We start from the raw sequence: 20625 nt of genomic DNA, 5'->3' as shown, positions 1-20625 counted from the left end.
ACAGCCCTTTGCGGGGGGATGCCGCAGAGTCAACCGCTGTGGGCAAGAAATGCGCGCTTGAGGGCGGAATATTGCGCTGCTACGCCTCGGTTCATGGAACTCGACGAAGCCAGCCTCGCCATCGGTCGCATCGAGCGGGCGCTCAGCCGGATGGAAAAGGCGCTGACCGACCGCGCTGCCCGCCCTGCGGCCGCGCCGTCCGCGACCGCGACCGCCCTGCCCGCCGCCGACCAGTCGGCCTTGAAGGCCGAAGTCGCCGCCGTCATCGGCGAACTCGACCGCCTGATCGCGGAGGCCGATCGTGGCTGATGTCAAACTCACCATCGCCGGGCGCCCTTATGACGTCCATTGCGCCGACGGGCAGGAGGCGCAGCTGACGCAGCTGGCCGCGATCGTCGATGCGAAGGCGCGCGGCATCCAGGGCGGCACCGAAGTGCGCCAATTGCTGTTCGCGGCGCTGATGCTCGCCGACGAGGCGCATGAAGCGCAGAACAAGGCGGGCAGCGCCGAGCCGCAGATCGATTCGCTGCGCGCCGCGATCGCCCTTGCCGAAAGCCGCGAGGCGGCGGCGCGCGACGAACTGCGCGCGGCGGCGTCGCGCGAGTCGGCCGCGCTCGAGCAGGCGAAACTGGCCGCCGAGCGCGAACAGACGGCGGTCGACGACCTCGAAAAGCTGCGCCAGGGCGCCCCCGTCACTCCCGCGCCGGCGGCCCCCGCGCACGGCCGCGCGCTCGGCCAGATCGCCGACCGCATCGAGGCGCTGGCGACGAAAGTCGAGCAAATCCCTTGAGGAAGCGCGGCCGCGTCCCTACATAGGAGGCGGCGGGTACTGCCCGGCACGAGCTTTTGCGAAAATCCCTGAGGCGATACATCATCCTAGGGGGCTGTCCCTGCCCGGACCCTGGTCCGACGTACATGGTCCCCACCTGACGTTACTGGCGTCAGAGGATCTTCCAGCAAACGACCCACGGTGGGCCCGCCAACCACCTATGAAGGCAGAGAGAAGGCGATGACCGACCCGTCCGCCAACCTGCCCGGCCAAAAGCAGCATCTGCGTGAGAAATTGCGCTTTCGCCGGCGTCATTTCGCCGCGAACCTCAACGAGTTCACCCGCTTTGCCGCCTTTCGCGCGCTGCCCGCGCCGCTGGTCGATGTCGTCAGCGAACACGCCGTCATCGGCGCCTATGCCGCGTGGGGCGACGAGCCCGACATCCTGCCGATGCTCGCCTCCTATGCCGATGCGGGCAAACTCGCCCTTCCCCACCATGAAGGCCGTGTCGAAACAATGGGTTTTCGCCGCTGGAGCCCCGGCGACGCGCTCGTCAAAGGTCCGTGGACCAGCCGGCAGCCCGTCGATGGCGCCGAGTCGGCCATTCCCACCCTGCTCTTTTGCCCGCTCGTCGGATTCGACCGCCGGGGAGGCCGCGTCGGCCAGGGCGGCGGCCATTATGACCGTTGGTTCGCCGCCTATCCCGAAACGCTCCGCATCGGGATCGGCTGGTCGGTGCAGGAAATCGATGCCGTGCCGCTCGAGCCCACCGACATGGCGCTCGACGCCGTGCTGACCGAACAGGAATTTATCGTGACCGGAGACCGACTGTGACCCCTCAGCCGCAACCCAGCTGGCGCAAACCCGCCGGCATCTTCCTGATCATGCTGCTCATCATCGTCTGGGCGGTGCTGGTCGCCAGCCTGTCGTCCTGGGTCGGCGACTGGCCGGTGCTGGTGCAGGCCCTGTTCTACCTGATCGCGGGAATCGCCTGGATATGGATCCTGCCGCTGAAGCCGCTGTTGCGCTGGATGGAATTGGGGCGGTGGCGCGGCTGATACAGCCGCGCCAATCCACAGGTTTCGCTTTGAAAAGCTTCCCAAGACGCGGTGGCCATTCCGTCCCGAAGGACTGAGGAATGGCGCGAGTGACGGGGCTCGAACCCGCGACCTCCGGCGTGACAGGCCGGCACTCTAACCAACTGAGCTACACCCGCGTGTGCTTGGGAGCAGCGCCAATATGCGCCGCGCTCTTGCCTGTCAACCGTCGCTTTCGGGGTGGGCGCGATTTAATCTGTCGCGCATCTCGTCGGCGGCGGTGAGCGTGCCGCGCTCGAACAGGAAACCCGCAAGATCGGGGGTCCCGGTCGATTGCAACACGGTCTGGAAGATCAGCAGCAAGGGCACGGCGAGCAGCGCCCCCGGGGTGCCCCACACCCAGCCCCAGAAGCTCAAGGACACAAGAATCAGCAGCGGATTGATCGTCAGCCGCCGCCCGAGGACCAGCGGGGTGATCAGATTCGCCTCGATCGTGTGCACCCCGATGAAGATCAGCGCCGGCAACAGCGCGATCCCGACCGCGTCGAAGGTCATCAGCCCGCCAAGCCCGAGCAGGGTCGCGGCGACGATCGGCCCCAGATAGGGCACGAAATTGCACAGCGACACGATGCCGCCCCACATGAAGGGCGACGGCATACCCAGCGCCCATAGCAGCAGCGAGACGAGCAGCCCGAGAATCGCGTTGATCATCGTGATCGTCGCCAGATAGTCGGCGGTCGCATCGACGACATTCTGGATCACCCGCGCCGTCTGCATCGCGCCATCGAAGCTGCCGCGCCGCCGAATCGTGCCCTTGCGCAGCCGGGTCCAGCCGGCGAGGAAGAAAAAGATCACCAGCACCGCGAAAAACAGCTGGATCGCCGCCGTCGGAGCCGAGGTGATGAAATAGTCGACGACCGACGACGGCGCCTGCGCCGCGACGGCCTGGGCCGTCGCCTCGGTCCCGCTCGCCACCGACATCAGGGTGCGGTCGACGAATTTCTGCAGCGTCGAATAAAAATCGATCAGCGGCGCCAGATTGCTCTGGATGCGCGGGATCGATTCGGGAAGCCGCGCGAACCAGCCGGTCGCGGGCACGACGATGATCGCCAGCGCCGCATTGACCAGCATCACGAAGCTCGACAGCGAAAGGAAGGAGGCGAGCGCCGACGGCACCCCGCGCCGCTCGAGCCATTCGAGCAAGGGCACAAGCGCGATCGCGATGACGATCGCGGCGGTCAACGGCAGGAAGAATTCGGCCCCGGCCTTGAGCGCGAAGGGAAAGGCCAGGCAGAAAGCCGCGCCGATAATCAGCGTCAGCGCCGCGAGCAGCCGGTCGCGGCGAAAATCGTCGATCTCGATCTGCTCCAGGGGATTGATGCGCGGCGCGCGCGCTTTCTTGCCCCCCCCGTCCTCGGCCACGCGCTGCTTCCTCCTGTTAACCCGCTCTTCCTACGCGAGCTTATCCGTGCGCGCCAGACGGCACGCGCGGCGACCGCCCAACGCCACTTCTGTCCAACTCTGGGCCAGAATCGCATTTTCTAACCTCGGTTTAACCAGAAATTTTCCTTTTTCGCCGATTGAGGGGGCACGGACCAGCCAATCGGAGACGAAGATCATGGTGAATGCGCCTGTGGGGGGCGCGCTGCATCGGTATCGCAACCCTGCCATTTCCACCCTTGCCATCGCTGTTGCGCTGGCCTTGCCGATGCAGGCCGAGGCCGCCGGAACGCGCGCGGGCTCGACGATCAGCAACACCGCGAGCGCCAGCTACGACGCCGGCGGCGGCACGCAGACGATCGATTCGAACAAGGTCGACCTGCGCGTCGACGAACTGCTCGATGTCGTCGTCGATTCGAGCGATGCCGCCGACGTCCCGACGACGCCGGGCGCGACGGCACAATTGCTGACCTATTCGCTCACCAACACCGGCAACGGTCAGGAAAGCTTCGCGCTGTCGACGATCGCCAATGGTGGCGGCGACGACTATGACCCGACCGTCACCCAGATCTATATCGACAATGGCGACGGCGTCTTCGACGCGAGTACCGACACGCTCTATACGCCGGGCACCAACGACCCGACGCTTAACCCCGACCAAAGCATCAAAATTTTCGTGCTCGCGACAACGCCGGCCGGCGTCAGCGACGGCAATCGCGGCACGGTAAGCCTCGTCGCCGCCGCGAAGACCGGCACTGACGCACCGGGGACCAGCTTCGCCGGCCAGGGTGAAGGCGGCGGCGACGCGGTCGTCGGCTCGACCGGCGCCGACAGCCAGGATCAGGGCGCTTTTGTTGTCTCGGCCGCCACCGTTACGCTGGTCAAATCGGCGGTCATCGCCGATCCCTTCGGCGGCAGCGAGCCGGTTCCGGGCGCCACGATCACCTACACGATCGTCGCGACCGTCGCGGGCAGCGGTACGGTCAGCGGCCTCGCGGTCACCGACAATATTCCGGCCGACACCAGCTATGTCGCGGGCTCGATCACGCTCGGCGCCGCCGCGCTGACCGACGCGGCCGACACCGACGCCGGCGATTATAACGGAACGCGGATCAATGTCGCGCTCGGCACGGTGGCCGGCGGCCAGACCCGGACTGTCACTTTCAAGACCAAGATCGATTGATGGAGCAGAACATGCGCCTGTTTTTCCTAGCATTTGTCGCGGCAATCCTGCCCGGCCAGGCTTTGGCGGCCAATCAGGTCGCGCTCGACAACAATGTGTTCGTCGAACGCGTCTCGACCGACGCCGCCGGCAAGCAGCGCGTGCTGCTCGAAGAGCCGAAAGTCGTCGTTCCCGGCGACAAGCTGGTTTTCGTGCTCAACTATCGCAACGCGAGCGCGCAGCCGGCCGACAAGTTCGTCATCACCAATCCGATGCCTTCGGCGGTCCGCTTTGCCGACGCCGGGGACACGCGCCCGTTCGTTTCGGTCGACGGAGGCAAGACGTGGGGTCTGCTTCCCGACATGACCGTGCGCCAGGCCGACGGAACGACGCGCGCGGCCCAGCCGGGCGACGTCACGCATATCCGCTGGGCGTTCCAACAGCCGATCCCGGCGGGCGGAAGCGGCAAGCTGATGTTTCGAGGAATTGTCAAATAATCGAATAAGATAAGCCGCCTAACGGTTGCCGGCGGTGGGGAAAGGCGACCAACCAAAGCCCAGGAGTTCAGCTGATGACCAAGCTGACGAATATGGGCACCTTGGGTCTGGCGGCGATTGCAACTTTCGCCTCCGCGCCGGCGCTCGCCGCCGGCACGACTGCGGGTGCCTCGATCACCAATACGGCCACCGTCGACTTTCAGGTCGGCGGCGTGAGCCAGAATCAGCAAAGCGCGTCGGACACGTTCGTGGTCGACCGCAAGATCAATTTGCTCGTCGAAGAAGTCGGCACCGTGACGACCAACGTCGTTCCGGGGCGGACCAATGCGATCACGACCTTCCAGCTGACCAACCAGTCGAACGAAGGTCTCGATTTCCTGCTCGCGGCCACCCAGATCACGGGCGGCACGGCGGCGCATGGCGGTACGGACAATTTCGACGTCACAAACATCCGCATCTATCGCGACAATACGACCACCGGAACGGTTGGCAGCTGGGACGCGGGCGACGCCCTTGTCACCTATGTCGACGAACTGCCGGCTGACGCGATCACGCGTCTTTTTGTGCTCGCGGACATCCCCACCGGTCTCGCCAACGGCTCGGTCGCGGGCGTGCAACTACGCGCTACGGCGCGTGAGGGCGGCGTTTTGGGTACGCAGGGCGCCGCGGTCAGCCAGACCGCAGGCGCCAACACGGCGGCCAAGGATACCGTCTTTGCCGACGGCATCGGCGTGAACGATGGCAATCGTGACGCCTCGCACAGCGATGACGACGATTATACGGTGCAGACGGCGACGCTGACGGTCACCAAGACCAGCCGCGTGATCTCCGACCCGTTCAACCTGACCTCGAACCCGAAACTGATTCCGGGCGCGACGGTCGAATATTGCATCGCGGTGGCCAACACGGGCAGCGCCGATGCGACGAGCGTGGCGATCAGCGATAGCGTGCCGACGCAGTTGACCTTTACCGGGAGCAGCATCCTGCTCAACGGAACGGTCACCAGCGGCACCTGCAACGCCGATGGCGCGGCCGGGGGCAGTTATGCCGCACCCGTCGTGTCGGGGACGATCGCCACGGTGGCGGCGGGCGCGACGCGCACGCTGGTCTTCCGCGCTACCGTCAACTGATCGCGGAACAAGGATGAGGGCAGCGACGCCGGGCTGGTTCCGGCGGCGCTCCCCCTTGCCTGAGCGCTTATGACCTTCTTCCCGAAATGCCTGGCATTTGCGACCGCCCTGGTCGCGGCGGCGACGCTGCCGGCGACGATGGCGCATGCGCAGGTCATTTCCAATACTGCGTCGGCCGAATGGACCGCGAGCGGCGGCAGCGCCCAGACGCTGTCGAACCGCGTCGACGTGACCGTGGCGCCCCTGCCCCCCGAGCGGCCGACGATCAGCACTTATCGGCTGACCAACAATCTCGGTTCCAAGTCCGCGCCGGTCGTCCCGACCCGCTGCCAGGGCAATGACGGGACCAGCCTAATCGAACCCGGCGGCGTTTTCGCGTCGCTCCCCACCGATCCGGCCTCGCTGCAGCCCACGGGACGCTTCCGGGCGGGCGAAGTCCTTGTGGTGGGCGTCACGCTCGCCAGCGCCAATGTCGATGCCAATGTTCGCGACACGCTCGACGTGACGCTTGAGCTTGAAAATGGCGATCGCGAGCGCATCACTTTGTCCGAAACCGCCGCCAACAGCGGCGAATTCATCGGGATCATCAACACCATCGGCATTCCGCCGCCGCTCGTCGCCGGCGATTGCCGCCTGTCGGTCGCGCCCGGATCGACCGTGACGATGCGCGTCGCCGACGCCGCGCATGCCGACCTCGTCGCCACCGCCGAGATCAGCTTCCTCGTCGATCCGTTCGGCATCGTCTTCGACAGCGGCGATGGCGCGCCCGTCGCCGGCAGCCGCGTGACGATCATCGACGCCGCGACCGGCCAGCCCGCGAAGGTGTTCGGCGACGACGGCGTGTCGACCTATCCGTCGAGCGTCATCACCGGTCAGAGCGTCACCGACAGCGGCGGCACCGTCTATAATTTCCCGCCCGGCGACTATCGTTTCCCCTTTGTCGCGCCGGGCACCTATCGCCTGATCGTCGAGCCGCCGGCCCCCTTCACCGCGCCATCGACCGCCGATCCCTCGGCTCTGGCCGGTTTCCGTCGTCCCGACGACGGATTGCCCTATACGATCACCACCGCCAGCTATGGCGCGGTGTTCACCCTCGCCGACCCGGCGCCGGTGCGGATCGACATTCCGGTCGACCAGCCCGGCGGCGAACTGATCCTGCGCAAGACGACCTCGACCCAGGTCGCGGTGCCCGGCGACGTGGTCCAGTACCGGATCGAGGTATCGAACCGCGATGCGCGGCGCGCCACCGGCGCGGTGACGGTGCGCGACGCGCTGCCCAAGGGAATGCGCCTGCGCCTCGACACGGTGCGCGCCGACGGCGTGCGCATCGATCCCGTCGTGGCCGGAAACGGCCGTGAATTCAGCATCACCCTGCCCGCGCTTGCGCCGGGACAGCGGGTGTTGATCACCTATCTGGCCGAAGTCATCGTCTCGGCGCAGCCCGGAAACGCGCTCAATCGCGCCACCGCGACCGACAATCGCGGCGCGACGAGCAATATTTCCGAGGCGACGGTGTCGATCAAGCGCGACCAGCTCGGCGACCGGATGACGATCATCGGGCGCATCACCGACGGCGGCTGCGGCGTGAACCCCGGCAAGGCCGAGGGAATCGGCGGCGTGCGCGTGATGCTGCAGGACGGCAGCTATGCTGTCACCGATCAGGACGGCCGCTATCATTTCGAGGGTGTGCGTCCGGGCCTGCACGTCGTGCAGATCGACCCGTCGACGCTGCCGCTCGACCGCGCGCCGATCGACTGCGCCCGCTCGACGCAAAGCGCCGGCAGCGCGATCTCGCGCTTCGTTCAGGGGCGCGGCGGTTCGCTGAAGCGCGCCGATTTCCGTGCCATCGCCAGCGCACCGCGCGCCGCGCCGAACCTCAGCACAATCGACGCTCCCGTCGTTCTCAGCGATCCCGACGCCGCCGGCGCCAACCGCGACTGGCTGACCGGCCAGGCCCCCGGCATCGCCTGGCTGTTCCCCGCGCCCGACCATAATCCGCGCTCCAAGGCCGTGCGCGCCGCGATCAAACACGCTCCGGGCCAGATCGTCGCGCTGACGATCAACGGCAAGCCGGTCGACCCGCTGAGCTTTGAGGGGACCAGTAAGTCCGCCGATGGCCAGATCGCGGTCAGCCTGTGGCGCGGCATCGAGATCCGCGAAGGCGAAAACAGCCTTGTCGCGACGGTCAAGGACGCGAACGGCGTGACCGTCGAAACGCTCGAACGCCGCGTTCATTATGCGATCACCCCGATGCGCGCGACGCTGATCCGCGAAAAATCGGTGCTTATCGCCGACGGCGTGACGCGCCCGGTGCTCGCCGTCCGCCTGACCGACCGCGACGGCAAGCCCATTCGCAGCGGCCTGACCGGCGATTTCAGCGTTCCGGCCCCCTATTATCCCGCCGTCGAAGCCGATGCGCAGCAGGCGCGCCAGCTGTCGGGTCTCGAACGCGCGCAGCCGCTGTGGAAGATCGCCGGCGACGACGGCATCGCCTATATCGAACTCGAACCGACCACCGCGTCGGGCACGCTGACGATGGATTTCGCCTTCCGCGACGACAAGGTGACGCGCAATCAGACGATCGAAACCTGGCTCGATCCCGGCGATCGCCCGTGGACCGTCGTCGGTTTCGCTGCGGGCACGATCGGCTACAACACGCTCGATGACCGCATGGAGCCGGTCGCCGAAACGCTCGACGACCTGAACGGCGACGCGCGTCTCGCACTCTATGCCAAGGGAAGAGTGCGCGGCAAGTGGCTGATAACGCTGTCGTATGACAGCGACAAGGACAAGGACGACACGCGTTTCGGCGGCGTGATCGACCCGCGCGCCTATTACACCATCTACGCCGACCGCAACGAGACGCGCTACGACGCAGCCTCGGTGCGCAAGCTCTACCTGCGCCTCGAGCGGCCCCAGTTTTACGCCATGTTTGGCGATTTCGAGACGGGTATCGCCGAACCGCAGCTCGCCCGCTACCAGCGCGCGCTGAACGGCGGCAAGGCCGAATATCGCGGGCGGAACGTCGCGGCGACGGCGTTTGCCGCCGATACGCCGTATCGTTTCCGCCGCGACGAGATCCAGGGCAACGGCCTGACCGGCCCGTATCAGCTCGGCGCGAAGGATATCCTGCCGAACAGCGAGCGGATCGTGATCGAGACGCGCGACCGGCTGCACAGCGAGCGGATTATCGAGACGCGCAGCCTGACGCGGCATATCGACTACGACATCGACTATTTCGCCGGCACGCTGCGCTTCCGCGAGCCGGTGCTCAGCCGCTCGTCGGGGCTCGACCCGCAGTTCATCGTCGCCGAATATGAAGTCGACGGCATCGGCGAGCGCGTGCTCAACGCCGGTGGCCGCGTCAGCTATCAGTCGAACGACGAGAAATTGCGCGTCGGCGCGACCTTCATCCACGACGAAGACAGCAACGCCAAGACCAACCTCGGCGGCGTCGATGCGCGCTATCGCCCGAGCGTCGATACCGAAGTCCGCGCCGAACTGGCGATCAGCGACGCGTCGGCCAAGGCCGGCAGCGCGGTTGCCGCGGCGGGCAGCGCCAAGGCATGGCTGATCGAGGCCGAACATCACAGCAGCACGATGGACGTGCTCGCCTATGCCCGCGAACGCGAGGCGGGTTTTGGTGCCGGCCAGCTCAACCGCGGCGAAGACGGCACGCGCAAGTTCGGCATCGATGCGCGGCTGCGCGCGACCCGCACGCTGTCGATCACCGGCAGCGCGTGGCAGGAAGATTACCTCGATGTCGGATCGCGCCGCCGCGCCGCTCGCGCGCTGGTCGAATATGACAATGGCACCACCGTCGCGCGCGCGGGCATCACCCATGCCGACGACCGGCTGAGCGACGGCACCGGCAACACCTCGAACCTCGTTCAGTTCGGCGCCACCCAGCGGCTGTTCGAAAAGCGCCTCGAACTGGATGCGCAGACCGAGTTCGCCCTGGGCGGCAAGGATGCGAGCGTCGATTTCCCGACCCGCCACCGTCTGGGCGCCCGGTTCGCGGTCACCCGCGATGTCAATCTGGTCGGCAGCTATGAAATTGCCGACGGCGATACGGTCAAGGCGCGCACCGCGCGGCTGGGCTTCGATCTCGCGCCCTGGGCCGGTGCCCGCCTGCTCGCGACCGCGAACCAGCAGGATATTGGCGAATATGGCCCGCGCAGCTTCGCCGCCTATGGCCTGTCTCAGACGCTGCGGCTCGGCAAGAAGCTGACCGTCGATCTTTCGGTCGATGGCAACCGCACATTGGGCGGCATCCGTGCCGGCGATGTGCTCAACGTCGACCACCCTGTCGCGTCGGGCGGTTTCCTGGGCGGCAACGGCACGTTGACCGAGGATTTCCTCGCGGTCAGCACCGGTGCGACGTACCGGACCGAGCGCTGGACGCTGACCGGGCGCGCCGAGTATCGCGACGGCGAACTCGCCAATCGCTACGGCCTGACGCTCGGCGGTCTGCGCCAACTCGGCGAAGGCCGCGCGCTGGGTGCGCTCTTCACTTACGCCAAGGCGAGCGGCGCGGGCACCGTGCCGACGACCGAGGTCATGCAGTTCGAAATGAGCTGGGCGCACCGCCCCGCCGAATCGCGCGTGTCTTGGCTCAACAAGACCGAGTTCCGGTCGGACAAGGTGCGCGACGCGATCGCCGGCCAGCCGGGCCCGATCGGCGGCGGCGCGCTGACGATCGACGGCGACGCGACGAGCCGCCGCGCGCTCAACAGCCTGTCGGTCAACTGGACCCCGATGGGCGACCGCGAGTTGGGCGGCCGCCGCGGCGGCGACCGGATGTGGTACGAACGCGCCGAAGTCGGCTTTTTCTGGGGCACGCGCTACAATTTCGACAAATTCGGTGCCGACGATGTGAAGGGCTGGTCGAACCTGCTCGGCGCCGATTTCCGCTTCAACCTCGGCGAGCATGTCGATGTCGGCGCGTCGGGCACCGTACGTGTCGGCACCGGCGGCGACACGGTCAGCTGGGCGGGCGGCCCGACAGTCACGCTGGCGCCGATGAAGAACGCCAATATCACATTGGGTTACAACTTCTCGGGCTTCCACGACCGCGATTTCGAGGACAGCCGCTATTCGCGCTCAGGCGCCTATGTGACCTTCAAGCTGAAGTTCGACCAGACGAGTTTTCAGGGATTGGGACTATAAAAGGCCGCCGCCCCCGCAAAGGCGGGGGCCGCTGGCAACCTTGCGCTAGGCCGGTAGCGGCCCCCGCCTTCGCGGGGGCGACGGTGAATCAATCCGCGAACAGCAGAACCGGCGTCTCGACCAGCTTCTTGAGCGCCTGGACATAGCTCGCGGCATCCCAGCCATCGACGACGCGGTGGTCACAGCTGATCGACAGGTTCATCAGCTTGGCGCGGCGGATCTCGTCACCGTCGAACACGGGTCGCTCGACGATCTTGTTCGGACCGATGATCGCGACCTCGGGCCGGTTGATCACCGGCGTCGTCGCGATGCCGCCGAGCGGGCCGAGCGACGTCACGGTCAGCGTGCCGCCGGTCAGCTCCTCGACCTTCGCCTTGCCGGTGCGCGCGGCTTCGGCAAGGCGCGTGATTTCGCTCGCCAATTGCCAGACATTCTTGTCCTGCGCGTCGCGGATCACCGGCACCATCAGCCCGGCGTCGGTCTGCGTCGCCATGCCGAGATGCACCGCGCCATAGCGCGTCACCACGCCGCCCTCGTCGTCGTAGCGCGCATTGATCATCGGGAACTGCGGGATCGTGCGGCAGATTGCGACGATCAGGAAGGGCAGCATCGTCAGTTTCGGACGGCCGCCGCGGTTGGCGTTGAGGTCGGCGCGCATCTCTTCGAGCGCGGTGACGTCCATTTCCTCGACATAGGTGAAATGCGGGATCGCGCGCTTCGACGCCGCCATATTCTCGGCGATCTTGCGGCGCATGCCGATGACCTTGATCGGTTCGTCGGCGCGCGCGCGGCTGGCGCCGGGGGCGTGATAGCCCTGCCCGCCGCTGTAGCGGAGAAAGGCGTCGAGATCAGCGTGGCGGATGCGGTCGCCCTCGGCATGGATCTGTCCCAGATCGACGCCGAGATCCTTAGCGCGCGCGCGGACGGCGGGCGATGCGAGGACTTGGCGGTCGTGCGTGGCCGGAGCCGCCGGTGCGGGTGCCGGTGCGGGCGCGGCAACCGGCGCGGGCGCAGGCTGGGCGACTTCAGCTACCGACACTTCCTCGGCGCCCGGCGTTTCCGCGACGATTTCTTCCTCGACCGGCGTGTCGGCGGGCGGCGCCTCGACCTCTCCGTCTCCGTCGGTTTCGATCACCGCCAGCGTCGATCCGATCGGGATCAGGTCGCCGACCTCGCCCGCCAGTTCGACGACGATCCCCGACACCGGCGATTCCATTTCGACGGTCGCCTTGTCGGTCATCATGTCGGCAAGCTGCGCATCTTCCTCGACGCGCTCGCCGATCTTGACGTGCCAGGCGACGATTTCGGCCTCGGCAATGCCTTCGCCGATGTCGGGCAGACGGAATGAATAACGGGCCATGACGTCAGTCCTTCAAGATTTTGGTGAGCGCGGTCGCGATGCGCACCGGGCCAGGGAAATAGGCCCATTCGAGGCTGTGCGGATAGGGCGTGTCGAAGCCGGTGACCCGCTCGACCGGCGCCTCGAGATGGTAAAAACACCGTTCCTGGACGAGCGCGGCGAGTTCGGCGCCGAAGCCCGAAGTGCGCGTCGCTTCGTGGATGATCAAGCAGCGGCCGGTCTTTTTCACCGATGCCTCGATCGCGTCGATATCGAGCGGCAAAAGCGTGCGCAGATCGATGATCTCGGCGTCGATGCCCATTTCCTCGACGATCGTCTTGGTGACATGGACCATCGTGCCATAAACGAGGATCGTCAGCGCCTCGCCTTCGCGCACCGTCGCGGCCTTGCCGAGTTCGATGCGGTAATGGCCTTCGGGAACCGCGCTCGCCGCATGCTTCGACCAGGGTTCGACCGGCCGGTCGTAATAGCCGCTGAACGGGCCGTTGTAGATGCGCTTGGGTTCGAGGAAGACGACGGGGTCATTATCCTCGATCGCCGCGATCAGCAGACCCTTGGCATCGTACGGGTTCGACGGGATCACCGTCTTCACGCCGCAGATGTGCGTCATAATGCTTTCGGGCGACTGGCTGTGCGTCTGGCCGCCGAAGATGCCGCCGCCAAAAGGCGTGCGCACCGTCATCGGGCAGATGAAGTCGGCCGCCGAACGATAGCGCAAGCGCGCCGCCTCGCTGACCAGCTGGTCGAGGCCGGGGTAGATATAGTCGGCGAACTGGATCTCGGGGACCGGGCGCAGGCCATAGGCGCCCATGCCGACCGCAACGCCGATGATGCCGCATTCGTTGATCGGCGTGTCGAAGACGCGCGTCTTGCCATGCTTTTTCTGCAGGCCCGCAGTCGCGCGGAACACGCCGCCGAAATAGCCGACGTCCTCGCCCATCACCACCGTGTTGGGGTCGCGTTCGAGCATGACGTCCATGGCGCTGTTGATCGCCTCGATCATGTTCATGGTCTTGGTGTCAGCGCTCATCATTCAGGCTTCCAGTTGGGGCCGAACTTGGCCTCTTGCTCGGCGAGCATCTGATCGCATTGTTCCTTGAGGTGCCAGGGCATCTCCTCGAACACGTCCTCGAACATCGTCTCGAACGGCTGGTGCATACCATGACCCAATATGCCGAGCTTTTCCGACTGCTTCTGCGTCGTCTTGACCAGATCTTCGAGTTCGACACGCTGCGCCTCATGGCGCTCGCCATCCCATTCGCCGAGCACTTCAAGGTGCTGGCGCAGCCGCGCGATCGGGTCGCCGAAGGGCCAGATCGTCGGCTCGTCGGACGGGCGATAGGCACTGGGATCGTCGGAGGTGCTGTGCCCCTCGCTGCGATAGGTGAAATGCTCGATCAGCGTCGGACCATTGTTCGTCCGCGCGCGATCCGCCGCCCATTGCGTCGCGGCATAGACCGCAAGGGGGTCGTTGCCATCGATGCGCAGCCCCGCAATGCCATAGCCCACCGCGCGAGCGGCAAAGGTCGTGCGCTCGCCGCCAGCAAAGCCCGAAAAGCTGGAGATCGCCCACTGGTTGTTGACGACGTTGAAGATGACCGGCGCGTTATAGACGGTCGCGAAGGTCAGCGCCGAATGGAAGTCGCCCTCGGCCGACGATCCTTCGCCGCACCAGACGGTGGCGATGCGGCTGTCGCCTTTCGACGCCGAGGCCATCGCCCAGCCCACCGCCTGCGGATATTGGGTCGCGAGGTTGCCCGACACACTGAAAAAGCCATGTTCGGGCGCCGAATACATGATCGGCAGCTGGCGGCCCATCAAATGGTCGCCGCGGTTCGAATAGATCTGGTTCATCATCTGGATCAGCGGATAGTCGCGCGTGATCAAGATGCCCTGCTGGCGATAGCTGGGGAAACACATGTCCGACCGGTGGAGCGCCATCGTCGAAGCGACCGACGTCGCCTCTTCGCCGGTGCACTTCATGTAGAAGCTGGTCTTGCCCTGCCGCTGGGCGCGAAACATGCGGTCGTCGAAGGCGCGAACGAGCATCATATAGCGCAGCATCGCGCGCAGTCGCTCGGGGGCGATCTTGGGATCCCATGGCCCCTTCGCCTGTCCGTCGAAATCGAGGACGCGAACGAGGCCGTAACACATGTCGCGCATCGCGTCGGGCTTGCTGTCCTCGCTCGGGCGCGGCGTGGCGCCGACATCGGGCACCTGAATGTCGCCGAAGTCCGGCGTGTCGCCGGGACGATAGCGTGGTTCGGGAATATGGAGCGACAGCGGCGGCAAGTTGCTCGCCGGCATCCGAGGCGTCTCAGGCATATCTTCTTCCCTTTTGGCGCGAATCACTGCGCCTAGTTATATTTCAACGTGGCGACATATTATTTCAGTCGCCATACGAATGCAACGACAGCCGTCAGACCGCCACGGGCGCCGATATATGCGCTTGCGGCGCATAATCCTCGACCGTGAAATCCTCGAACCGATAGTCGAACATGCTCGCCGGACGCCGCAGGATGCGCAGCTTCGGCGCGCCGCCCGGAATGCGCGACATCTGTTGTTCGACGAGATCGGCGTGATTGAGATAAAGATGCACGTCGCCGCCGGTCCACACGAGCTCATGCGCGTGCAGCCCCGCCTGCTCGGCGATCATCCGGGTCAGAAGCGCCGCCTCGAACACATTGAAGGCGAAACCGAGTCCCAGGTCGCACGAGCGCTGGAACAACAGGCACGACAGCCCGCCGTCGCTGCGGACATGGAATTGATAGGTCATGTGGCAAGGCGGCAGCGCCATGCGATCGAGGTCGGCGACGTTCCAGCCGGTGAAAATGTGGCGGCGCGACCCCGGATTGTTCTTCAGCGACTCGATGAGCGCCGCGATCTGGTTGTGGCCTTGGCTTGCGCGGCGAAAAAGTCCCTCGCCCGCCGGTTCGTAGCGCGGCCAATTGACCCACTGGTGGCCGTACACCGGGCCGAGATCGCCCCACGCGGCAGCAAAAGCATCGCCGGCGATGATCCGCGCCTCGAAATCGGCGGCGCTGATATCGTCGCCCGTGGCCTTGCGATATTTTTCGAGCGGCCAGTCGGTCCAGATTTTGACACCCTGCGCCACCAGCGACCGGATATTGGTATCGCCGGTCAGGAACCACAGCAATTCGCGCAGCGCGGTCTTCCAATAGACGCGCTTGGTCGTCAGCAGCGGGATCGCATCGTCTTTCAACGAGAATCGCATCGTTTCGCCAAACAGCGACCGCGTGCCGACGCCGGTGCGATCGACGCGCTCGTCCCCTTCCACCCAGATGCGGCGCATCAGGTCGAGATATTGCAGTTCATAGTGGATGGACTCAGGCAAGATTCGCTCCCGGCTTTAGCCTATTGCTAGGCTCCGCAGGACGGTGCGGCAAGGGCGCCGCCCGATCCTCCATTGCGGGCCAATCCCGCCTTGGGCTTTGCCCGCGCGCGGCGCATGAAGCCCCGTTATGACTCGCTATGACCCGATCAAAGCCCCCGCGACGGCGTCGGCATCCCCCGGCTTTGTCCCCCGCGAAGAGGAGGAGGAATTGGCGCGGCTGTTGCTGCGCCCCTGCTTTCCCGCCGAAGCCGAGATTCTGCTGATCGCGGGATTCGACGCGTTCGATCGCTTGCTGGGCCTCGAACGCGCCGAAGGAGACGGCAACGGGCGCTGCGTCATCGCGCCGCCGATCTGGCGCGCCATACTCGACGCGAAGCCGGCGCAGATCGTGCTGGCGCACAACCATCCCTCGGGAATCGCGCGGCCCAGCGACGCCGATCTGGCGACCACGCGCGAAGCCGCACGTTTTCTCGCGCTGCTGGGGGTCGCCCTGTCGGACCATCTGATCTTCACCACTGAAGGACATTTCAGCTTTTGGCGTGCCGGATTGCTCTAGTCGCCGCAATCATCGCGACTATGCCGATTGGCGCTTGAAGTTCGCAAGATGCACGTCTAGGGGACCGCTCTGCCTTCGCGGCGGCCCCGTGCCGTCCGCAAAGATCGGTCGGGGAGTAGCTCAGCCTGGTAGAGCACTGTCTTCGGGAGGCAGGGGCCGGAGGTTCGAATCCTCTCTCCCCGACCAATTTCTTTTTGCAACCAACACCTCTTGTAACCTGCGGGCATAACACCTAGATTGGTGTCACGCCGTCGTGGTTTTCCCCCTTTCCATCACGGCGAGTGTCCCTCCGAGAGGTTGGGCACGTCCTCCCTGGACCCTGGCCACCTCGTACCCCGGTACGAGGTGGTTTTTTATTCGGCGGCCTGCGGCAAGCTTGCCGCGCCCGGCCAGGCACTGGCCACCTCGCCCAGCAATCCATGAAACCAGTCGCTCAGCGGTCCCAGCTTGTCGGGATCGGGGGACCGGTCGCGGCGCAGATACAGGCTGCGGTCGATTTCGATCTGTACCGCATGCACGCCGCGATCGGGGCGCCCATGGGTGCGAACGATATGCCCCCCGGCATAGGGCTGGTTTCGCGACACCGGGACGCCCAGGCGCTCCGCCGCCGCAATCACCGCATCGACCAGCCAGCTGTCGGCGGTGTCACCGAAGCGGTCGCCGATAACGATCCGCGCGCCATGGCCGGCCTGCCCCGCCGGGATCGACGGCATGCTGTGGAGATCGATCAATATGGCATGGCCAAAGCGTTGGCGCGCCGCCTCCAACGCCTCCGCCAGCGCGTCGTGAAACGGCCGGTGCAGCGAATCGAGCCGCCAGGCCAGCGCTGCGCGGTCGATCGGCTTTTTCCACAAGGGACCGACATCGGCGAGTCGCGTCGGCACGACGCCCAGTCCGGCGCGTTCCTTGCGTCCCGGGGCGGCAAATTGCGGGCGTAGCGCGGGCGCAACTTCGCCGGGCGCCATCTGGCCCTCGCCGCGATTGCAGTCGGCGACCGCCCGCGCCCATAAGGCCTGGACGATCGTCGCCCCCGCCTCGCCCGCGCGCGCGGCGATCAGGTCCGCCCAGCCGTCCTCCAGCCGTTCGAGATCGGCGCGCGTCGCGCGCGCCGCAGCCAGCAATTCGGGCGGATAGATGCGCCCGGCATGCGCCACCGACACCACCACAGGCACCGACAAGGCGCCGGGGCGGATGACCGAAACGGCGTCGGGCGATGGGAAAGAGCGCGGCATCGCCAAGGGGTGGCAAAAATCGGACGCGGAATCCAGCGGCGGCTGAATTTGTTAAGTTTGTGGCGCTATGGGACGGTTTCGATATAACGACGGCGACAAGCGCGCCGCCGTGGGACCAGGGGGCTATTATCCGCATGATTCGCATATTGCTGGCCGAGGATGATGACGTGATGCGCGAATATCTCGCGCGGGCGCTGACCAGTGCGGGTTATCATGTCACGGCGGTCGATCGCGGGACCGAGGCGGTGCCCTATATCGATTCGGGAACCTTCGACCTGCTATTGTCGGATATCGTCATGCCCGAAATGGACGGAATCGAACTCGCGCAGCACACCGCGAAGGTCGCGCCGCAGACGCAGGTCATGTTCATCACCGGTTTCGCCGCAGTCTCGCTGCGCGCCGAGGAAAATGTGCCGCAGGCGAAATTGCTGTCGAAGCCGTTCCACCTGAAGGATCTGGTGCGCGAGGTCGACAATCTGTTCGGCCGCGCCGACCGCTCGAACCAACAATAAGGACGCCCGCTGCACCGAAGGGCTTGCCAAGCGGTGCGGGGCCTATTAGGGGGCGCGTCACCCCAAGGGATGGGCGTGTAGCTCAGTGGTAGAGCACTGTGTTGACATCGCAGGGGTCGCAAGTTCAATCCTTGCCACGCCCACCATTAAAAAGGCCGCGTACCCATCGGGTTCGCGGCCTTTTTGCTTTCAGGGCCACCCGAGCGTCAGGCCATGCCCTTCGCCAGATCGCCGCGCGAGGCGTCGCCGATCTGGCTGCCGCCGTCGCAGTCGAGGATCGTGCCGGTGATATAGCCCGCAGCAGGCGAGCACAGGAACACCGCCGATTCGGCGACCTCCTCAACCTCGCCCCAGCGCTTCATCGCGATGCGGTCGAAATGCGACTGGCGCGTCGCCGCGTCGGGTGCGAGCCGCGCCATGCCTTCGGTCCCCGCGATCGGACCCGGCGAAATGCCGTTGACGCGCACCTCGGGACCCCATTCGAGCGCCAGCACACGGATCAGCTGATTAATCCCGGCCTTGGCCGCACAGGCGTGCGCCTGCAACGCCGAGGCGTTGATCGCCTGTCCCGCCGTGATCGCGATCAGCGACGCGCCCGGACGATTGAGCAGGTCGTGGCAGCCGCGAAACACGTTGAAGGTGCCGTTGAGGTCGATGTCGACCACGGTGCGGAAGGCATTGGCCGACATGCCGAGCACCGGCGCGAGGAAATTGCCCGCGGCGCCCGAGATGACAATGTCCATCGGACCGAATTTTTCGGCGACCGTCTCCATCACGCCGCGAATCGCGGCATAGTCCCGCACGTCGCCCGACAGGCCGATCGCGTCATGGCCGATCTCGGCGGCGGCGCGCTGTGCCTTGTCGGGATCGCGCCCGGCGACCGCGACCTTCGCGCCGAGCTGGGCAAAGCGTTTGGCGATGCCGAGGTTGATGCCGCTGGTGCCGCCGGCGACGAAGGCGGTCTTGCCCGCCAGCAGATTGTCGCGAAAACTGCTCATGCTCTTCCTTCTCCCTCTCCTGTCCTCCATTCGCGACCGCATGGGGTTGACGGAATGGAATCGGTGGCCTTTTGAAACCCGACAAGACAGCAAGGAAGATATGATGGCAAGCGGCCCCACCTCGAACAGCTTCATCTCGCAGCGGCTGAAGCTTCATTATGCCGATTGGGGCAATGAGGACGCGCCGCCCCTGCTGCTCGTCCATGGCGGGCGCGATCATTGCCGCAGCTGGGACTGGGTCGCCGAGAAATTGTGCGATCGCTATCATGTCATCGCCCCCGACCTGCGCGGCCATGGCGACAGCGCCTGGTCGCCCGACGGCAATTACGAGATGGGCGCCTTTGTCTACGACCTCGCGCAGTTGATCCATCAGCTCGACCTCGCGCCGGTGACGATCGTGTCGCATTCGATGGGCGGCAATATTTCGACGCGTTACACCGGCCTCTATCCCGACAAGGTGAAGAAGCTGGTGTCGATCGAGGGGCTCGGTCCCTCGCCCGCGGTGCAGGAGGAACGGACCAAGACGCCGTTCGACGAACGCATGCGCCAGTGGATCGACGACAAACGCCAGGCGGCGGGACGCCAGCCCAAACGCTACGCGACGCTCGACGACGCGCTCGCCCGCATGGCGGCGGAGAACAGCTATCTGACGCCCGAACAGGCGCGGCACCTGACGATCCACGGCATCAACCGCAACGAAGACGGCAGCTGGAGCTGGAAGTTCGACAATTATCTCAACATCTGGACCATCTTCGACATGCCGCAGGACGAGCTGCACAAGCTATGGTCGAACATCAGCTGCCCCACGCTGTTGCTCTATGGCGCCGACAGCTGGGCGTCGAACCCCGAAAAAGACGGGCGCCTCCAATATTTCAGCACCGCGAAGGTGATCGAGTTCGAAAATGCCGGCCACTGGCTGCATCACGACCAGTTCGACCGGTTCATGTCCACGCTAGACGCGTTCCTCTAGACCGGCGCGGGTGGCGCGCATGGGCGCGCGGTGAGACGGCGGCATGACCTATTCGGGGCAATTACCGGCACGGCAACGCGCGGTCGCGGGCGGCGCGACTTTGGTCGTGGCGCTCGCCGTCGGCATCGGGCTGGTCAGCGGTCTCGACCTGGCCATCGTCCGCAAGGCGAGCGCAGCGATCAGCGCCTTCGCCCTGCCCGTTCCGCCGCCCGAAACGCCGACGATTCCCGATAGCCAGCCCTCGCAAGCGGCCGCCGGCGAAGCGTCGGCGGCCAACCGGCGCGCGAGACCGGCACCGATCCAGGCCAGCCGGCCCATCGTGCCGCCCGTCAAGCCGCCCCCGGTCGTCGCCGCACCTAAGGCGGGAAGCGGCAGCGATGCGTCGGCGGGCGCCGCGCCCGTCGCGGGCCCGGGAAGCGGCGCGGGTGGCCGCGGCGA

Annotated in this window: 19 protein-coding genes, 3 tRNA genes and 1 pseudogene; 14 read left to right on the top strand and 9 right to left on the bottom strand. The window is 65.9% G+C overall.

What is annotated here, in order from left to right:
- The first annotated feature begins 93 nt into the window (after positions 1-93).
- The 4 genes from ACREB7_RS13520 to ACREB7_RS13505 all read left to right on the top strand — a co-directional run bounded on the left by ACREB7_RS13520 (position 94) and on the right by ACREB7_RS13505 (position 1827).
- Positions 94-309, top strand: a complete 216-nt coding sequence (locus tag ACREB7_RS13520; RefSeq protein ID WP_431592794.1) for a hypothetical protein — start codon at positions 94-96, stop codon at positions 307-309.
- Positions 302-790 carry a cell division protein ZapA gene (locus ACREB7_RS13515; protein ID WP_431592793.1) on the top strand — a complete coding sequence of 163 codons (489 nt, stop codon included), beginning with the start codon at positions 302-304 and terminating at the stop codon, positions 788-790. Before ACREB7_RS13520 ends, ACREB7_RS13515 begins: the two co-directional genes overlap by 8 nt.
- A gap of 219 nt (positions 791-1009) precedes the next feature.
- A complete protein-coding gene (locus ACREB7_RS13510) occupies positions 1010-1603 on the top strand; it encodes a 5-formyltetrahydrofolate cyclo-ligase (RefSeq protein WP_431592792.1) in 594 nt (197 codons plus the stop codon).
- Positions 1600-1827 (top strand): DUF2842 domain-containing protein, encoded by a 228-nt coding sequence (locus ACREB7_RS13505; RefSeq protein ID WP_431592791.1) that lies wholly within the window; start codon positions 1600-1602, stop codon positions 1825-1827. Before ACREB7_RS13510 ends, ACREB7_RS13505 begins: the two co-directional genes overlap by 4 nt.
- A gap of 81 nt (positions 1828-1908) precedes the next feature.
- Here ACREB7_RS13505 and ACREB7_RS13500 read toward each other — a convergent pair.
- The 3 genes from ACREB7_RS13500 to ACREB7_RS13490 all read right to left on the bottom strand — a co-directional run bounded on the left by ACREB7_RS13500 (position 1909) and on the right by ACREB7_RS13490 (position 3426).
- Positions 1909-1985 (bottom strand) — tRNA-Asp (locus tag ACREB7_RS13500).
- Between the two features lie 43 nt (positions 1986-2028).
- Positions 2029-3186 (bottom strand): AI-2E family transporter, encoded by a 1158-nt coding sequence (locus ACREB7_RS13495; RefSeq protein WP_431592803.1) that lies wholly within the window; start codon positions 3184-3186, stop codon positions 2029-2031.
- 72 nt (positions 3187-3258) lie between these two features.
- Complete coding sequence (locus tag ACREB7_RS13490) at positions 3259-3426, bottom strand: hypothetical protein (protein WP_431592790.1); 168 nt, start codon at positions 3424-3426, stop codon at positions 3259-3261.
- Between ACREB7_RS13490 and ACREB7_RS13485 the strand changes: the two genes are divergently transcribed.
- The 4 genes from ACREB7_RS13485 to ACREB7_RS13470 all read left to right on the top strand — a co-directional run bounded on the left by ACREB7_RS13485 (position 3425) and on the right by ACREB7_RS13470 (position 11204).
- Positions 3425-4429, top strand: coding sequence for a hypothetical protein (locus tag ACREB7_RS13485; protein ID WP_431592789.1), 1005 nt, complete (start codon positions 3425-3427; stop codon positions 4427-4429). The genes ACREB7_RS13490 and ACREB7_RS13485 overlap by 2 nt on opposite strands.
- An 11-nt stretch (positions 4430-4440) precedes the next feature.
- Positions 4441-4905 carry a hypothetical protein gene (locus ACREB7_RS13480; RefSeq protein WP_431592788.1) on the top strand — a complete coding sequence of 155 codons (465 nt, stop codon included), beginning with the start codon at positions 4441-4443 and terminating at the stop codon, positions 4903-4905.
- 74 nt (positions 4906-4979) lie between these two features.
- A complete protein-coding gene (locus tag ACREB7_RS13475) occupies positions 4980-6035 on the top strand; it encodes a hypothetical protein (protein WP_431592787.1) in 1056 nt (351 codons plus the stop codon).
- Between the two features lie 69 nt (positions 6036-6104).
- On the top strand, positions 6105-11204 hold the full coding sequence (locus tag ACREB7_RS13470; RefSeq protein ID WP_431592786.1) for a hypothetical protein: 5100 nt from the start codon (positions 6105-6107) through the stop codon (positions 11202-11204).
- 88 nt (positions 11205-11292) lie between these two features.
- On the opposite strand, the gene ACREB7_RS13465 is transcribed toward ACREB7_RS13470, so the two are convergent.
- The 4 genes from ACREB7_RS13465 to thyA all read right to left on the bottom strand — a co-directional run bounded on the left by ACREB7_RS13465 (position 11293) and on the right by thyA (position 15919).
- Positions 11293-12564: a dihydrolipoamide acetyltransferase family protein gene (locus ACREB7_RS13465; RefSeq protein WP_431592785.1), complete on the bottom strand. Its 1272-nt coding sequence runs from the start codon at positions 12562-12564 to the stop codon at positions 11293-11295.
- Between the two features lie 4 nt (positions 12565-12568).
- On the bottom strand, positions 12569-13594 hold the full coding sequence (locus tag ACREB7_RS13460) for an alpha-ketoacid dehydrogenase subunit beta (RefSeq protein ID WP_431592802.1): 1026 nt from the start codon (positions 13592-13594) through the stop codon (positions 12569-12571).
- The gene (locus ACREB7_RS13455) at positions 13594-14889 is read right to left on the bottom strand and encodes a 3-methyl-2-oxobutanoate dehydrogenase (2-methylpropanoyl-transferring) subunit alpha (protein ID WP_431592784.1); all 1296 of its coding nucleotides are present in this window, start codon (positions 14887-14889) and stop codon (positions 13594-13596) included. Before ACREB7_RS13455 ends, ACREB7_RS13460 begins: the two co-directional genes overlap by 1 nt.
- A gap of 94 nt (positions 14890-14983) precedes the next feature.
- Positions 14984-15919: a thymidylate synthase gene (thyA, locus tag ACREB7_RS13450; protein ID WP_431592783.1), complete on the bottom strand. Its 936-nt coding sequence runs from the start codon at positions 15917-15919 to the stop codon at positions 14984-14986.
- Positions 15920-16046: 127 nt separating this feature from the next.
- On the opposite strand from thyA, the gene ACREB7_RS13445 reads away from it, so the two are divergent.
- Complete coding sequence (locus ACREB7_RS13445) at positions 16047-16475, top strand: JAB domain-containing protein (protein WP_431592782.1); 429 nt, start codon at positions 16047-16049, stop codon at positions 16473-16475.
- 109 nt (positions 16476-16584) lie between these two features.
- A tRNA-Pro gene (locus ACREB7_RS13440) sits at positions 16585-16661 on the top strand.
- Positions 16662-16828: 167 nt separating this feature from the next.
- On the opposite strand, the gene ACREB7_RS13435 is transcribed toward ACREB7_RS13440, so the two are convergent.
- Positions 16829-17707, bottom strand: a complete 879-nt coding sequence (locus ACREB7_RS13435; protein WP_431592781.1) for an N-formylglutamate amidohydrolase — start codon at positions 17705-17707, stop codon at positions 16829-16831.
- 134 nt (positions 17708-17841) lie between these two features.
- On the opposite strand from ACREB7_RS13435, the gene cpdR reads away from it, so the two are divergent.
- On the top strand, positions 17842-18219 hold the full coding sequence (cpdR, locus tag ACREB7_RS13430) for a cell cycle two-component system response regulator CpdR (protein WP_431592780.1): 378 nt from the start codon (positions 17842-17844) through the stop codon (positions 18217-18219).
- A 71-nt stretch (positions 18220-18290) separates the two neighbouring features.
- A tRNA-Val gene (locus ACREB7_RS13425) sits at positions 18291-18365 on the top strand.
- 60 nt (positions 18366-18425) lie between these two features.
- Here the strand turns inward: ACREB7_RS13425 and ACREB7_RS13420 are convergent.
- Positions 18426-19217, bottom strand: coding sequence for an SDR family oxidoreductase (locus ACREB7_RS13420; RefSeq protein ID WP_431592779.1), 792 nt, complete (start codon positions 19215-19217; stop codon positions 18426-18428).
- 100 nt (positions 19218-19317) lie between these two features.
- Here ACREB7_RS13420 and ACREB7_RS13415 point away from each other — a divergent pair, with 100 nt between their 5' ends.
- Both ACREB7_RS13415 and ACREB7_RS13410 read left to right on the top strand, forming a co-directional pair.
- The gene (locus tag ACREB7_RS13415; RefSeq protein ID WP_431592778.1) at positions 19318-20187 is read left to right on the top strand and encodes an alpha/beta fold hydrolase; all 870 of its coding nucleotides are present in this window, start codon (positions 19318-19320) and stop codon (positions 20185-20187) included.
- A 43-nt stretch (positions 20188-20230) separates the two neighbouring features.
- Positions 20231-20625, top strand: a pseudogene (locus tag ACREB7_RS13410) (energy transducer TonB); the annotation flags it as partial.

This window comes from Sphingopyxis sp. (assembly GCF_050725615.1).
Taxonomy (GTDB): Bacteria; Pseudomonadota; Alphaproteobacteria; order Sphingomonadales; family Sphingomonadaceae; genus Sphingopyxis.
Note: the sequence above shows the minus strand (reverse complement) of the source record. Positions and strands in the feature narration are given on the sequence as shown.